Source organism: Pseudomonas sp. P5_B3, from assembly GCF_056400405.1.
Map to the genome: position 1 here is coordinate 56,029 of NZ_JBFULI010000003.1, position 15,386 is coordinate 71,414.

A 15,386-nucleotide genomic window follows, 5' to 3' on the forward strand; every position below is an offset into this window, starting at 1 on the left:
TGATGGAGCACTTATGAGCAAAAAATATTTTGGCACCGATGGTATTCGTGGGCGTGTCGGTGAATACCCGATCACTCCTGATTTCATGCTCAAGCTCGGCTGGGCTGCAGGTATGGCGTTCCGCAAGATGGGCACCTGCAAGGTATTGGTAGGCAAGGACACCCGGATCTCCGGCTACATGTTTGAATCGGCACTTGAAGCCGGGCTGACGTCGGCAGGTGCTGATGTGATGCTTCTGGGGCCTATGCCGACCCCGGCCATTGCCTATCTGACGCGCACCTTTCATGCCGAAGCTGGCATCGTGATCAGTGCGTCGCACAATCCGCATGATGACAATGGCATCAAGTTCTTCTCCGGCAAAGGCACCAAGCTGCCGGATGAAGTCGAGCATATGATCGAAGAGTTGCTCGACACTCCAATGACTGTGGTGGAGTCGAGCAAGATCGGCAAAGTGTCGCGAATCAATGACGCGTCGGGTCGGTATATCGAATTCTGCAAGAGCAGTGTGCCGACCGGTACCAGCTTTACCGGCCTCAAGATTGTGATCGACTGCGCCCATGGTGCGACCTATAAAGTGGCGCCGAGTGTGTTTCGTGAGTTGGGTGCCGAAGTCGTGGTCTTGTCCGCGCAGCCCAATGGTTTGAATATCAATGACAACTGCGGCTCGACCCATATGGGGCAACTGCAGGCCGCTGTGCTGGCTGAGCACGCCGATCTGGGTATCGCCTTCGATGGTGATGGTGACCGGGTGTTGATGGTGGATCACACGGGGGCCATCGTCGATGGTGATGAGTTGCTGTTCATCATTGCTCGCGACCTGCATGAGCGAGACAAGCTGCAAGGTGGTGTAGTCGGTACGCTGATGAGCAACCTGGGATTGGAGTTGGCCTTGGCCGACCTGGCGATTCCATTTGTTCGCGCCAATGTTGGTGATCGTTATGTGATTGCTGATCTGCTGGAGCGCAACTGGCTGGTCGGTGGCGAAAATTCGGGTCATATCGTTTGCTTCAATTACACCACCACTGGTGATGCGATTATCGCCGCGTTGCAGGTGCTGAAGGCGTTGAAAGCCCGTGCGCAAGGTTTGGCTGAAGCGCGTCAGGCGCTGCGCAAATGCCCTCAGGTGCTGATCAACGTTCGCTTCGGCGGCGGCGCAAACCCTCTCGACCATCCGTCGGTCAAGGAGGCCAGCGAGCGTGTGACCAAGGCGATGGCGGGTCGGGGGCGTGTGCTGTTGCGCAAGTCCGGAACCGAACCACTGGTGCGTGTGATGGTCGAAGGCGAGGACGAAACGCAGGTTCGTAGCTATGCCGAAGAGCTGGCAAAACTGGTTACTGAAGTTTCTGCCTGAATTCGGCTTGCCAGCCATGATTGTGTTGGGTAACATCTGCGCCCACTTTGACCGACGAGGTACAGCATGCGTCGCCCTATGGTAGCTGGTAACTGGAAGATGCACGGTACCCGCGCCAGCGTCGCTGAGCTGATCAACGGCCTTCGTGACTTGGCCTTGCCGAGCGATGTTGATGTCGCGGTATTCCCGCCTTGCCTGCATATCAATCAAGTGATTGATGGCCTGGAAGGAAAGTCGATTTCGGTCGGCGCGCAGAATTCTGCGGTGGAATCCGGGCAAGGTGCGTTGACCGGTGAAGTTGCACCGAGTCAGTTGGTGGATGCAGGTTGTTCCCTGGTGCTTGTCGGGCACTCCGAGCGCCGCCAGATTATGGGCGAGCAGGACGCAATGCTGATCCGCAAGTTCGCAGCGGCACAGGCATGTGGCTTGATTCCGGTGTTGTGCATAGGGGAAACCCTTGAGCAGCGTGAAGCCGGAAAGACTCTTGAGGTTGTCTCGCATCAGCTGGGCAGTATCATTGAGGAGCTGGGTGTCGGTGCCTTTGCCAAGGCAGTGATCGCTTACGAGCCGGTCTGGGCCATTGGCACCGGGCTGACTGCAACGCCACAACAGGCGCAGGATGTGCACGCAGCCATTCGCGCCCAGTTGGCGGCAGAGAATTCTGAGGTCGCACAAGGTGTGCGGCTTCTATACGGCGGCAGCGTGAAGGCGGCCAATGCGGTCGAACTGTTCGGCATGCCGGATATCGATGGGGGTCTCATTGGTGGGGCTTCCCTGAATGCAGATGAGTTCGGTGCGATTTGTCGCGCCGCGGGAAACTGAAAAAATGCTGGAAACAGTCGTAGTCGTTTTTCATCTGCTGGGTGCATTGGGCGTAGTAGCTCTGGTTTTGCTGCAGCAGGGTAAAGGTGCGGATGCTGGCGCGTCTTTCGGAGCAGGTGCTTCAAATACTGTGTTCGGAAGCCAAGGTTCCTCTACCTTTCTTAGTAAGTTTACTGCTATACTTGCCGCAGGTTTTTTCATAACCAGCTTGGGGTTAGGTTACTTTGCTAAAGAGAAGGCTCACCAGCTGACTCAAGTAGGTCTCCCAAATCCAGCGGTACTGGAAGTTCCAAAGCAACAACCGGCTTCTGATGATGTCCCGGTGCTTCAAGAGCAAAAGTCGGCTACTCCAGCGACTGACGTGCCTCCAGCTCAAGAGCAGAAGTAAGAAGGGTTTCAAACGTAGTATTGCCGAGGTGGTGGAATTGGTAGACACGCAACCTTGAGGTGGTTGTGCCCATAGGGTGTAGGGGTTCGAGTCCCCTTCTCGGTACCAATTAGTCAGGAGAGCCCGCTGTTGCGGGCTTTCTTGCAGGTGGAAGGTTACATTGACCCTGTAGGGGATCGGTCGTATACTTCCGCCCCAGCTTTGTCGCGGGGTGGAGCAGTCTGGTAGCTCGTCGGGCTCATAACCCGAAGGTCGTCGGTTCAAATCCGGCCCCCGCAACCAGTTTAAGGAGCCCCTTTTAAGGGGCTTTTTGTTAGCTGGACACTTTCAACGCCGCTGTTCGACGGCGTTTCAAGGATGGGCGTTTCGCCCATTTTTTTATTTTGCATAGCATGCACATACATGCACTAGGGGGTTCAGGTGTCGAGCAAGCTAGAAGAGTTGCAGGCCTTGCTGGCCCCGGTGGTCGTGGCCCTAGGCTATGAATGCTGGGGTATCGAGTTTTCGGCTCAGGGTCGTCACTCGATGTTGCGCGTTTATATCGATAAAGAAGGCGGCGTGCTGGTGGACGATTGCGCCATCGTCAGCCGTCAGATCAGCGGTGTGCTGGATGTTGAAGATCCAATTTCCGTTGAATACACCCTTGAAGTTTCCTCGCCTGGCATGGAACGCCCGCTGTTCACTCTTGAGCAGTTTGCAAAATTTGCCGGTGAACAAGTGAAGATCAAGCTGCGCTCGCCTTTTGAAGGACGACGCAACTTTCAGGGCCTTCTGCGCGGCGTAGAAGAGCAGGATGTCGTGGTGCAGGTAGAAGACCACGAGTTCCTGTTGCCGATCGATATGATCGACAAGGCCAACATTATTCCCAGTTTTGACTGAGGCGTGCCAGATACTGCGGATCCCGCGGATCCAATGGCTTGCGAAAGGCGAGGCGTACGATGAGCAAAGAAGTACTGCTGGTTGTTGAGTCGGTATCCAATGAAAAGGGCGTACCGGCAAACGTTATTTTTGAAGCGCTGGAGCTGGCTCTGGCCACTGCTACCAAAAAGCGTTTCGAAGACGAAGTTGATCTGCGTGTGGAAATCAATCGCCACACGGGTGCATACGAGACATTCCGTCGCTGGACGGTCGTCGAAGAAGCAGACCTGGACGATCCGGCCATCGAAACCTGGCCGAGCAAGGTTGCCGAAACGCATCCTGGCGCCAAGGTCGGTGATGTCGTAGAAGAGAAAATCGAGTCCATCGAGTTCGGCCGCATCGCTGCACAGACTGCCAAGCAAGTCATTGTGCAGAAAGTTCGCGAAGCCGAGCGCGCTCAGGTGGTTGACGCTTATCGCGAGCGCCTGGGTGAAATCATCTCCGGCACCGTGAAAAAAGTCACCCGCGACAACGTGATCGTTGATCTGGGCAACAACGCTGAAGCGTTGCTGGCTCGTGAAGACATCATTTCTCGCGAAACTTTCCGGGTTGGCGTGCGTCTGCGTGCGCTGCTCAAGGAAATCCGCACCGAGAACCGCGGCCCGCAGTTGATCCTGTCGCGCACCGCGCCGGAAATGCTGATCGAGTTGTTCCGCATCGAAGTGCCGGAAATTGCCGAAGGCCTGATCGAAGTGATGGCTGCGTCCCGTGATCCGGGTTCGCGTGCCAAGATCGCCGTTCGCTCCAAGGACAAACGCATCGACCCGCAGGGCGCTTGCATCGGTATGCGCGGTTCGCGCGTCCAGGCAGTGTCGGGTGAGTTGGGCGGTGAGCGTGTTGACATCGTTCTGTGGGACGACAACCCGGCTCAGTTCGTGATCAACGCCATGTCCCCGGCCGAGGTTGCGGCAATTATCGTTGACGAAGATGCCCATGCAATGGACATCGCCGTTGGCGCAGACAATCTGGCTCAGGCCATCGGTCGCGGTGGTCAGAACGTGCGTCTGGCTAGCCAGTTGACTGGCTGGACCCTGAACGTGATGACCGAATCGGACATCCAGGCTAAACAGCAAGCGGAAACCGGCGATATCCTGCGCAACTTCATCGACGAGCTGGAAGTCGACGAAGATCTGGCGCAGGTGCTGGTGGACGAAGGCTTTACCAGCCTGGAAGAGATTGCCTACGTACCGTTGGAAGAAATGCTCAACATCGACGGCTTTGACGAAGACACCGTCAACGAGCTTCGCGCTCGGGCCAAGGATCGCTTGTTGACTAAAGCCATCGCTACTGAGGAAAAGCTGGCAGACGCCCATCCGGCCGAAGACCTGCTCTCGCTTGAGGGTATGGACAAGGATTTGGCGATGGAACTGGCGGTGCGCGGCGTAATTACCCGCGAAGACCTGGCCGAGCAGTCTATTGACGACCTGCTCGACATCGACGGCATTGACGATGATCGTGCCGGCAAGTTGATCATGGCCGCCCGAGCCCACTGGTTCGAGTAATTAGGCGCGGCCTGAGGAGAGAAGTGCATGACGCAAGTCACGGTGAAACAACTGGCCGATGAGGTCAAAACACCGGTAGAGCGCCTGTTGCAGCAGATGCGTGAGGCAGGTCTGCCGCACACCGCCGCCGAAGAAAGTGTGACTGACAGTGAGAAGCAATCGTTGCTGACTCACTTGAAAAGCAGCCACAAGGCGAAAGTGGAAGAACCACGCAAAATTACGCTGCAGCGTAAAACCACCAGCACCCTGCGGGTTGCTGGCAGCAAAAGCATCAGCGTTGAAGTACGCAAGAAGAAAGTCTTCGTACAGCGCAGCCCGGAAGAAATCGAAGCCGAGCGCAAGCGTGAACTGGATGAACGTCGCGCAGTAGAAAATGCTGCTCGTCAGAAGGCTGAAGAAGAAGCCAAGCGCCGCGCCGAAGAAGAAGCGCGTCGCCAGCCTGCTGCTGCGCCGACCGCTCAAGCCGTACCTGTTGCAGCGCCTGCTGTGGTGGCCGAGCCAGTTCGCGAAAGCGCACCGGTTGTGGCAGCCGCTCCAGCTCCTGCGGTCGATGCCCGCAAGCGTGACGAACAGCGTCGTCCGGACAAGCCACGTGCCGACGACAACAATCGTCGCGGTAGCGGCGATGGCGAGCGCAAAAACGCTCCGCATCGTGCTTCGGTCAAGGAAAAGGCGCCTGCTCCGCGCGTTGCCCCACGTACTACCGACGAAGAAAGCGATGGCTTCCGCCGTGGTGGTCGCGGCAAGGCCAAGCTGAAGAAGCGCAACGCCCACGGTTTCCAGAGCCCGACCGGCCCTGTCGTGCGCGAAGTGAAGATCGGCGAAACCATCACTGTTGGCGATCTCGCCCAGCAGATGTCGGTGAAGGCTGCTGAAATCATCAAGTTCATGTTCAAACTGGGTACTCCAGCGACCATCAACCAGGTACTGGATCAGGAAACTGCCCAACTGGTTGCCGAAGAGCTGGGCCACAAAGTGACCCTGGTCAGCGACACCGCCCTGGAAGATTCCCTGGCCGAGTCCCTGAAGTTTGAAGGCGAGGCAGTTTCCCGTGCACCAGTCGTGACCGTAATGGGCCACGTTGACCACGGTAAGACTTCCCTGCTCGACTACATCCGTCGTGCCAAGGTTGCTGCTGGCGAAGCCGGTGGTATCACCCAGCACATCGGTGCTTACCACGTTGAAACCGACCGTGGCATGGTGACGTTCCTCGATACCCCTGGTCACGCTGCGTTTACCGCAATGCGTGCCCGTGGTGCCAAGGCGACCGACATCGTGATCCTGGTGGTTGCAGCGGACGACGGCGTGATGCCGCAGACCATTGAAGCTGTTCAGCATGCCAAGGCTGCGGGTGTTCCGCTGGTCGTGGCGGTGAACAAGATCGACAAGCCGGGCGCCGATCTCGATCGCATCCGTAGCGAGCTGTCGGTACACGGCGTGACGTCGGAAGAGTGGGGTGGTGACACGCCGTTCGTACCGGTCTCGGCGAAGATGGGTACTGGCGTCGACGAATTGCTCGAAGCGGTACTGCTGCAAGCCGAAGTCCTGGAATTGACTGCAACTCCGTCGGCTCCTGGCCGTGGCGTCGTGGTTGAATCCCGTCTCGACAAGGGCCGTGGCCCGGTGGCTACCGTTCTGGTTCAAGACGGTACCCTGCGTCAGGGCGACATGGTCCTGGTCGGTTCGAACTATGGCCGTGTACGTGCCATGCTCGACGAGAACGGCAAGCCAATCAAGGAAGCCGGTCCGGCCATCCCTGTCGAGATCCTCGGCCTGGACGGTACCCCGGACGCTGGCGACGAGATGAGCGTGGTTGCCGACGAGAAGAAAGCCCGTGAAGTGGCTCTGTTCCGTCAAGGCAAGTTCCGCGAAGTCAAACTGGCTCGCGCTCACGCCGGCAAGCTGGAAAACATCTTCGAAAACATGGGCCAGGAAGAGAAGAAGACGCTCAACATCGTCCTCAAATCTGACGTCCGTGGTTCGCTCGAAGCGTTGAACGGTGCCTTGAACGGCCTGGGTAACGACGAAGTGCAAGTGCGTGTGGTCGGTGGCGGCGTCGGTGGTATCACCGAATCCGATGCCAACCTGGCACTGGCCTCCAACGCTGTACTGTTCGGCTTCAACGTGCGTGCCGATGCCGGCGCGCGCAAGATCGTCGAGCAGGAAGGTCTGGATATGCGTTACTACAACGTGATCTACGACATCATCGAAGACGTCAAGAAAGCCCTGACCGGTATGCTCGGCAGCGATGTTCGCGAGAACATTCTGGGCATCGCCGAAGTGCGTGACGTGTTCCGTTCGCCGAAGTTTGGCGCGATCGCCGGTTGCATGGTTATCGAAGGTGTTGTGCACCGTAACCGTCCGATCCGTGTACTGCGTGAAGACATCGTTATCTTCGAAGGCGAGCTGGAATCCCTGCGCCGCTTCAAGGATGACGCTTCCGAAGTACGTGCCGGCATGGAATGCGGTATCGGCGTGAAGAGCTACAACGACGTCAAGGTCGGTGACAAGATCGAAGTCTTCGAGAAGGTGCAGGTTGCTCGCAGCCTCTAATTCGCGCACTTCAAGAGCCGTGACGGGCCGCCGCATGCAAGTGCGCAGTTCGTCACCCGGACTCTAAACGCAACGCCCGGTCTGGCTTCTGTCAGGCCGGGCGTTTGCCGCTTTCAGACCACACGGGTTTCACCGTGGGGCAGTTACAGGTAACAAGACATGGCAAAAGAATATAGCCGTACCCAACGTATCGGCGATCAGATGCAGCGCGAGCTGGCACAACTGATCCGTCGTGAAGTCAAAGACCCGCGCGTCGGCCTGGTCACCATTACCGCGGTGGAAGTCAGCCGTGACGTCGGTCACGCCAAGATTTTCATCACCGTGATGGGCCAGGACAGCGCTGAAGAAATTGCCCAAAGCATCAAGGTGCTGAACTCTGCCGCCGGTTTCCTGCGCATGCAGTTGGCTCGCGAGATGAAGCTGCGTAGCGTTCCTCAGTTGCACTTCCACTACGACGAAAGCGTCGTACGCGGTGCGCATCTGTCGGCCCTGATCGAGCGCGCAGTGGCTGAAGACAATCAGCATCCGGTTGCGGCAGAAGCCGAAGACACCAAGGAGTAATCGGTGGCTCAGGTCAAACGTATCCGTCGTAACGTCAGCGGCATCATCCTGCTCGACAAGCCGCTGGGGTTCACCTCCAACGCGGCCTTGCAGAAGGTTCGCTGGTTGCTGAACGCCGAAAAGGCAGGTCATACCGGCAGTCTCGATCCCCTGGCCACCGGCGTGTTGCCGCTGTGTTTTGGTGAGGCGACCAAGTTCTCGCAATACCTGCTCGATTCCGACAAGGGTTATGAAACCCTGGCGCAACTGGGCAAGACCACCACCACGGCGGATGCCGAAGGTGAGGTTTTGCAGGAGCGCCCGGTGACCGTTGGTCGCACCGATATCGAGGCTGTACTGCCGAAATTTCGTGGGCAAATCAGTCAGATACCGCCGATGTACTCGGCGCTCAAGCGTGATGGCCAGCCGCTGTACAAGTTGGCTCGTGCAGGCGAAGTAGTGGAGCGCGAACCGCGTTCTGTTACTATTACGCGCTTGGAATTGCTGGCCTTCGAAGGTGATACTGCGCGGCTGGCGGTGGATTGCACTAAAGGCACCTATATCCGCACCCTGGTGGAGGATATTGGTGAGCAACTCGGTTGTGGCGCTTACGTTGCAGAACTGCGACGTACCCAGGCCGGGCCATTCACCCTGGCGCAGACGGTTACCCTCGAAGAGCTGGAAGCAGTACATGCCGAAGGCGGCAACGAAGCGGTCGATCGCTTCCTGATGCCATCGGACAGCGGCCTGCTGGATTGGCCACTGTTGCAGTTCTCGGAAGCGAGCGCGTTCTACTGGCTCAACGGCCAGCCGGTACGTGCCCCGGATGCTCCGAAGTTCGGCATGGTGCGGGTACAGGATCACAATGGTCGCTTCATCGGTATCGGTGAAGTGAGCGAAGACGGGCGCATCGCGCCGCGTCGTTTGATTCGGTCAGAGTGACCGAAACCAGTCTGTGTAACAGCAGGCTGGCGAGGGTGGCTGTCAACAGGCACGGTCACTACTCATTTTTAGATACAGGGATTTGTCCCTGGCCTGTTGAAACTGTTTTTCTGAAACGGTTTCCTGATAAAAGGATTGCCTCATGGCTCTCGACGTTCAAGAAAAAGCTCAAATCGTAGCTGACTACCAGCAAGCTGTTGGTGACACTGGTTCGCCAGAAGTGCAAGTTGCACTGCTGACCGCCAACATCAACAAACTGCAAGGTCACTTCAAGGCCAACGGTAAAGACCACCACTCCCGTCGTGGTCTGATCCGCATGGTTAACCAGCGTCGTAAGCTGCTGGACTACCTGAAAGGCAAGGACGTGAGCCGTTACAGCGCTCTGATCGCTCGCCTGGGTCTGCGTCGCTAATAAGCGATTGCGCTAGAGGTTGGTTGTCTGTCGTACGTCAGTGGGTTTCCCGCCGGCGCATGGCAGGCTCCCAGCCTCAAGTTTTATCTGGATACCTGCTTTACCCGAGTAACACCTGGACAATCCAGTCGGGCCGACTCCCGGCGTTGCCCAAGAATTTCGCAAGAAACCAGTTCCCCCAAGAGCCACAAAGAAGGTAGGACACCGTGAACCCGGTAATCAAAAAATTCCAGTTCGGTCAGTCGACCGTTACCCTCGAGACTGGCCGTATCGCCCGTCAGGCCTCCGGCGCAGTATTGGTCACCGTTGACGACGACGTCAGCGTATTGGTGACCGTAGTCGGTGCAAAACAAGCCGATCCAGGCAAGGGCTTCTTCCCTCTGTCTGTTCACTACCAGGAAAAGACTTACGCTGCCGGCAAGATCCCTGGCGGTTTCTTCAAGCGCGAAGGCCGTCCTTCCGAGAAAGAAACCCTGACTTCCCGACTGATCGACCGTCCGATCCGTCCGCTGTTCCCGGAAGGCTTCATGAACGAAGTGCAGGTCGTCTGCACCGTCGTTTCCACCAGCAAGAAGACCGATCCGGACATCGCTGCGATGATCGGTACCTCGGCTGCCCTGGCTATCTCCGGCATTCCTTTTGATGGCCCGATCGGCGCTGCCCGCGTTGCCTTCCACGAAAGCACCGGCTACCTGCTGAACCCGACTTACGAGCAACAGGCAGCTTCCAGCCTGGACATGGTCGTTGCCGGTACTTCGGACGCCGTACTGATGGTTGAATCGGAAGCCAAAGAGCTGACCGAAGACCAGATGCTGGGCGCGGTACTGTTTGCTCACGACGAGTTCCAGGTTGTGATCAACGCCGTTAAAGAACTGGCCGCCGAAGCTGCCAAGCCAACCTGGACCTGGGCTCCTGCGCCAGAAGCCACCGAACTGCTGGCCGCTATCCGTGCCGAGTTCGGCGAAGCGATCTCCCAGGCCTACACCATCACCGTCAAGGCCGACCGTTACGCTCGCCTGGGCGAGTTGAAAGACCAGGTCGTTGCCAAGCTGTCCGGTGAAGAAGGCCAGCCTTCTTCCAGCGAAGTCAAAGCGGCTTTCGGCGAAATCGAATACCGTACCGTTCGCGAAAACATCGTCAACGGCAAGCCACGTATCGACGGTCGCGACACCAAGACTGTACGTCCGTTGAACATCGAAGTTGGTGTTCTGCCAAAAACCCACGGTTCGGCTCTGTTCACCCGTGGCGAAACCCAGGCTCTGGTAGTCGCAACGCTGGGTACTGCCCGTGATGCACAGCTGCTCGATACCCTGGAAGGCGAGAAGAAAGACCCGTTCATGCTGCACTACAACTTCCCTCCGTTCTCGGTAGGCGAGTGTGGTCGCATGGGTGGCGCTGGTCGTCGCGAAATCGGTCACGGCCGTCTGGCCCGTCGTTCGGTTTCGGCCATGCTGCCTGCCGCTGACGTGTTCCCGTACACCATCCGCGTGGTTTCGGAAATCACCGAATCCAACGGTTCGAGCTCGATGGCTTCCGTTTGCGGCGCTTCCCTGGCCCTGATGGACGCCGGTGTGCCGATGAAGGCGCCGGTCGCCGGTATCGCCATGGGTCTGGTTAAAGAAGGCGAGAAATTCGCCGTCCTGACCGACATCCTGGGTGACGAAGACCACCTGGGCGACATGGACTTCAAGGTAGCCGGTACCGCCAAAGGCGTCACTGCGCTGCAGATGGACATCAAGATCAAGGGCATCACCGAAGAAATCATGGAGATCGCTCTGGGCCAAGCCCTGGAAGCGCGCCTGAACATCCTCGGCCAGATGAACCAGATCATCGGCCAGTCGCGTACCGAACTGTCGGCCAACGCTCCGACCATGATCGCGATGAAAATCGACACCGACAAAATCCGTGATGTCATCGGTAAAGGCGGCGCGACCATTCGTGCGATCTGTGAAGAAACCAAGGCTTCGATCGACATCGAAGACGACGGTTCGATCAAGATCTTCGGTGAAACCAAGGAAGCGGCTGAAGCGGCACGTCAGCGCGTTCTGGGCATCACCGCTGAAGCCGAGATCGGCAAGATCTACGTTGGCAAGGTTGAACGCATCGTCGACTTCGGCGCATTCGTCAATATTCTGCCAGGCAAGGACGGTCTGGTTCACATCTCCATGCTGAGCGATGCTCGCGTCGAGAAAGTGACCGACATCCTGAAAGAAGGCCAGGAAGTGGAAGTACTGGTACTGGACGTGGACAACCGCGGCCGTATCAAGCTTTCCATCAAAGACGTGGCAGCAGCCAAGGCTTCGGGCGTTTAATCACGCCCCACGCCTGACCGCTTCAACGTTATAAAAAATGCCCCGCCGTGAAAACGGTGGGGCATTTTTTTGTCTGCAGGAAATTGAGACGTTCCGGAAGTTGCCTGCCCCTGAAGTCAGTGCTAGGTTTAGCCCACCGCCCGTGTAGCTCAGCCGGTAGAGCAGCGCACTCGTAACGCGAAGGTCGCAGGTTCGATTCCTGTCTCGGGCACCAGCAAGACTTGTTTTCAGATGATCCCGAATGGTTCTGAAGGCCAGACAAACCGCGCTTCATACGGTTTTTTGCGTCAGAGAGATCCTTGATGATCCAGATCCATCTTCCATTCCCCAGATCAACGAGAACGCCATGACAATAAAAGAATTGACCCAAGAAGCCAGACACGAAGAAGCGCTGAAGAAGTACGTGCTTGATAACCACGAACTAATGGACGAGATCAAGGACCTGAGTGCCGATGATCAGAAGGACCAGATTCAGTGGGCGTTCGAGGATGAAGCCGAAGCCCAGGGCCTGCAGCCGTGGGAGCTGACGCTCAAGTACACCTCAACGCCGGAAGAGTACGAAGCAGAACGCCTGAAGCTGCATAAAGAAGCTGCCGAGGTGTTGGGTGTCGGGTGGGAAGAGTACTGCGAGATGAACAATCTGGTGGTCTGACAATCATGTAGGAGCGAGCTTGCTCGCGATGGTCGTTAACGATAGCGCGTGTTTACTGGTTAAACGTGGCGCTCTCAGGTGCATCGCGAGCAAGCTCGCTCCTACAGTTTTGGCAATTCACACGTGGGATCAGAGACTCAGTCGCATCGACAGATCGACCGCCTTCACATCCTTGGTCATCGCACCGATCGAAATGTAATCCACCCCGGTCTGTGCAATCGGTAGCAACGTACTTTCGTTGATCCCGCCGCTGGCCTCCAGTTTGGCCTTGCCGGCATTCAGGCGCACGGCTTCGCGCATGTCGTCCAGGCTCAGTTCGTCGAGCATGATGATGTCGGCACCGGCCGTCAGCGCTTCTTTCAGTTCATCCAGGCTTTCCACTTCAATCTCGACCGGTTTTCCCGGAGCGATCTTGTGCGCGGCGGCGATGGCCTGCGCGATGCCGCCACTGGCGGCGATGTGGTTTTCCTTGATCAGGAAGGCGTCATACAGGCCGATGCGGTGGTTATGGCAACCGCCGCAGGTCACGGCGTACTTTTGCGCCAGGCGCAGCCCCGGCAGTGTTTTGCGGGTGTCGAGCAGCTTGACCTGAGTCTCGGCCACGAAGTCCGCCAGGTACTGCGCGCGGGTCGCCACGCCGGAGAGCAATTGCAGGAAGTTCAGGGCGCTGCGTTCGCCGGTCAGCAGTGAGCGCGCAGGGCCTTCGAGGTGGAACAGCACCTGATTGGGCGTCACCCGTTCACCGTCGGCAACCTGCCAGTGCACCGCCACCCGTGGGTCCAGTTGCAGGAACACGGCATCCACCCAGGCGGTGCCGCTGATGACGGCCGCGTCGCGGGTAATGATGGTGGCTTTGGCCAGGCGTTCGGCCGGGATCAACTGTGCGGTGATGTCGCCGCTGCCGATGTCTTCACGCAACGCACGGCGCACGTTGGCTTCGATTTCGGCGGTCAGATCGGCGAGACGTAGATTCGGCATAACGGACTCCACAAACAAAGTGGCTCGATTATAGGGCCATGGCAGCGACCAACCCAAGGCATCAGCGCGTTACATTGGTGCTGGCGCCTGCATTTGGTCGAATCCCTGTCGTAGTCGGCGTTGGCCGTCGATGCCGAGCAAACGCCTGTTTGAGTTCGGCAATCTCCAGCGCTTCAATCGCGGCAAGTGATCGCGCCCCAGGGGATTATCGCGGCATACTGTGCCAACACAGTCGACGTCGAAGGAATCGGTATGCAGTTGGACCCCGCGAGCGGTTGGATTCAGGGTGTGCATGTCTGCCCCTCACCCAACTTCAATGCGCGCCCCACAGGCGAAATTTCCCTGCTGGTGATCCACAACATCAGCCTGCCACCGGCGCAGTTCGCCACCGGCAAGGTGCAGGAGTTTTTCCAGAATCGTCTGGATGTCACCGAACATCCCTATTTTGAAGGGATCGCGGATTTGCGGGTGTCCGCGCACTTTCTGATCGAGCGTGACGGTACCGTCACCCAGTTCGTTTCATGCCTTGAGCGTGCGTGGCATGCGGGTGTTTCGAGCTTCGAGGGACGGGAAACCTGTAACGATTTTTCCGTGGGCATCGAACTGGAAGGCACGGATGATCTGCCGTTCACCGACGCGCAATACAGCGCGTTGACAGCCCTGACCCGCCAGTTGCAGCAGGCGTTCACGGCAATCACCACAGAGCGCATCTGCGGGCACAGCGACATTGCACCGGGGCGCAAAACCGATCCAGGGCCGGCGTTCGACTGGGCACGCTATCGTGCCGCCCTGGCACAAGAGGAAGGACGATGAGTTTTCTGGTGTTGCTGTTGGCGGTGTGGATCGAGAAGTTCTCGGCCTTGCGTCATCGGGTTCAGCGTGACAGGGGCTGGACACAGGAGCTGAACAAGCTTGAGGCCAGCCCGCGACTTTCTGGCCGACCCTGGCTGGTGTTGTCGGTACTGGTTTTGTTGCCGGTGGCGTTGCTGGGTTTGCTGTTGGTCGTCATCGAGCCGGTGGCCTACGGGTTGCTGGCGTTGCCGATTCATTTGCTGGTGGTGATTTACAGCCTGGGGCGCGGTGATCTGCTGGGCGATCTCGGGCCGTTCCGCGATGCCTGGCGTCGGGAGGACCTGCAAGCAGCGGCCCATGTCGCCAACCGCGATCTGGACATTTGCGCCGACAGTGGCGAGCAACTGCTGGAACAGGTCGAAGGGCATTTGCTGTGGGAGGCCTACCATAGTTTTTTCGCGGTGATTTTCTGGTACTTCCTGCTGGGGCCGGTCGCGGCGCTGAGCTATCGGTTGCTGGCGCTGGCCGAAGAACACGGGAAAAACCCGGCGGTGGTCGAACGCGCCGGGCAATTGCGTCACGCCTTCGACTGGGTGCCGGTGCGTCTGCTGGCGGCGAGCCTGGCATTGGTCGGCAATTTTGTCGCGGTCAGCCGGGTCATGCTGCATGAGCTACTGAACTGGAACATCAGCGCCACGCAATTGATCGTGAAAGTCGGGCTGGTGGCCGGTGAAATTCCGGCGCCGGTGGCTGGCGCAGAAGGTATCAACAACCTGGACCGCATCTGGGAACTGCTGCTGCGTGCCGCGGTGCTCTGGTATGCCGGATTTGCGTTGTGGACGGTTTTGCCTTAGCGCTGTCGTCAGAAATCAGAGCAAACCCCCTCGCCATAGGGCGATCACTTGTCCGAAGTGCTTCGCCCTGTCGTTAACCTTAAGTTACAAAACCCCCTGTCGATTTAAGTTATACAGAGATAGCGCCGAATAGTGGCTATCTGCTTTCTGTCTGCGCCCGCCAATAAAAAAAATAAGAAATTGAAGGGAGACATCCAGTGAAGAGCTTGCTCTATCCCGCTGTCGCACTGATGAACCGCCTGAGCTTCGGCATGAAGTTCAGCCTGATCAGCGTACTGTTCCTGGTGCCGATGCTGGTGACCAACTTCTATCTGGTACGTGACTCCTACCGAGAATTCCAGGGCACGCGCATCGAACTGCAAAGTCTCGA

At 57.8% G+C, this 15,386-nt stretch carries 14 protein-coding genes and 3 tRNA genes; 16 read left to right on the forward strand and 1 reads right to left on the reverse strand.

Annotation, left to right across the window (positions count from 1 at the left end):
- The first annotated feature begins 13 nt into the window (after positions 1-13).
- The 14 genes from glmM (at position 14) to AC1DRN_RS03255 (ending at position 12,392) form a co-directional block, all read left to right on the forward strand.
- Positions 14-1,351, forward strand: a complete 1,338-nt coding sequence (gene glmM, locus AC1DRN_RS03190) for a phosphoglucosamine mutase (protein ID WP_223458593.1) — start codon at positions 14-16, stop codon at positions 1,349-1,351.
- A gap of 66 nt (positions 1,352-1,417) precedes the next feature.
- Positions 1,418-2,173: a triose-phosphate isomerase gene (tpiA, locus tag AC1DRN_RS03195; protein ID WP_223458595.1), complete on the forward strand. Its 756-nt coding sequence runs from the start codon at positions 1,418-1,420 to the stop codon at positions 2,171-2,173.
- Positions 2,174-2,177: 4 nt separating this feature from the next.
- Positions 2,178-2,561, forward strand: a complete 384-nt coding sequence (secG, locus tag AC1DRN_RS03200) for a preprotein translocase subunit SecG (RefSeq protein ID WP_017336473.1) — start codon at positions 2,178-2,180, stop codon at positions 2,559-2,561.
- Positions 2,562-2,583: 22 nt separating this feature from the next.
- Positions 2,584-2,669, forward strand: a tRNA-Leu gene (locus AC1DRN_RS03205).
- A gap of 97 nt (positions 2,670-2,766) precedes the next feature.
- Positions 2,767-2,843, forward strand: a tRNA-Met gene (locus AC1DRN_RS03210).
- Positions 2,844-2,981: 138 nt separating this feature from the next.
- Positions 2,982-3,440, forward strand: coding sequence for a ribosome maturation factor RimP (gene rimP, locus AC1DRN_RS03215; RefSeq protein ID WP_007973115.1), 459 nt, complete (start codon positions 2,982-2,984; stop codon positions 3,438-3,440).
- A gap of 59 nt (positions 3,441-3,499) precedes the next feature.
- Entirely contained in the window at positions 3,500-4,981 is a 1,482-nt protein-coding gene (nusA, locus tag AC1DRN_RS03220) for a transcription termination factor NusA (RefSeq protein ID WP_008057419.1), read from the forward strand.
- A 27-nt stretch (positions 4,982-5,008) separates the two neighbouring features.
- Entirely contained in the window at positions 5,009-7,534 is a 2,526-nt protein-coding gene (gene infB / locus AC1DRN_RS03225; RefSeq protein ID WP_223458598.1) for a translation initiation factor IF-2, read from the forward strand.
- Between the two features lie 159 nt (positions 7,535-7,693).
- Complete coding sequence (gene rbfA, locus AC1DRN_RS03230; RefSeq protein WP_007973108.1) at positions 7,694-8,095, forward strand: 30S ribosome-binding factor RbfA; 402 nt, start codon at positions 7,694-7,696, stop codon at positions 8,093-8,095.
- Between the two features lie 3 nt (positions 8,096-8,098).
- Positions 8,099-9,016, forward strand: coding sequence for a tRNA pseudouridine(55) synthase TruB (truB, locus tag AC1DRN_RS03235; RefSeq protein ID WP_108218143.1), 918 nt, complete (start codon positions 8,099-8,101; stop codon positions 9,014-9,016).
- 142 nt (positions 9,017-9,158) lie between these two features.
- The gene (gene rpsO, locus AC1DRN_RS03240; RefSeq protein ID WP_011332409.1) at positions 9,159-9,428 is read left to right on the forward strand and encodes a 30S ribosomal protein S15; all 270 of its coding nucleotides are present in this window, start codon (positions 9,159-9,161) and stop codon (positions 9,426-9,428) included.
- Positions 9,429-9,634: 206 nt separating this feature from the next.
- A complete protein-coding gene (pnp, locus tag AC1DRN_RS03245) occupies positions 9,635-11,740 on the forward strand; it encodes a polyribonucleotide nucleotidyltransferase (RefSeq protein ID WP_223458600.1) in 2,106 nt (701 codons plus the stop codon).
- Between the two features lie 138 nt (positions 11,741-11,878).
- Positions 11,879-11,954 (forward strand) — tRNA-Thr (locus AC1DRN_RS03250).
- Positions 11,955-12,086: 132 nt separating this feature from the next.
- On the forward strand, positions 12,087-12,392 hold the full coding sequence (locus tag AC1DRN_RS03255) for a DUF6388 family protein (protein WP_223458602.1): 306 nt from the start codon (positions 12,087-12,089) through the stop codon (positions 12,390-12,392).
- Positions 12,393-12,521: 129 nt separating this feature from the next.
- Here the strand turns inward: AC1DRN_RS03255 and nadC are convergent, their stop codons facing one another.
- The gene (gene nadC / locus AC1DRN_RS03260; protein WP_223458605.1) at positions 12,522-13,370 is read right to left on the reverse strand and encodes a carboxylating nicotinate-nucleotide diphosphorylase; all 849 of its coding nucleotides are present in this window, start codon (positions 13,368-13,370) and stop codon (positions 12,522-12,524) included.
- Positions 13,371-13,622: 252 nt separating this feature from the next.
- Between nadC and ampD the strand changes: the two genes are divergently transcribed.
- Positions 13,623-14,183, forward strand: a complete 561-nt coding sequence (ampD, locus tag AC1DRN_RS03265; protein ID WP_218429220.1) for a 1,6-anhydro-N-acetylmuramyl-L-alanine amidase AmpD — start codon at positions 13,623-13,625, stop codon at positions 14,181-14,183.
- A complete protein-coding gene (gene ampE / locus AC1DRN_RS03270; protein ID WP_223458607.1) occupies positions 14,180-15,016 on the forward strand; it encodes a regulatory signaling modulator protein AmpE in 837 nt (278 codons plus the stop codon). The genes ampD and ampE overlap by 4 nt, the downstream gene beginning before the upstream one ends.
- The last annotated feature ends 370 nt before the right edge of the window (positions 15,017-15,386 follow it).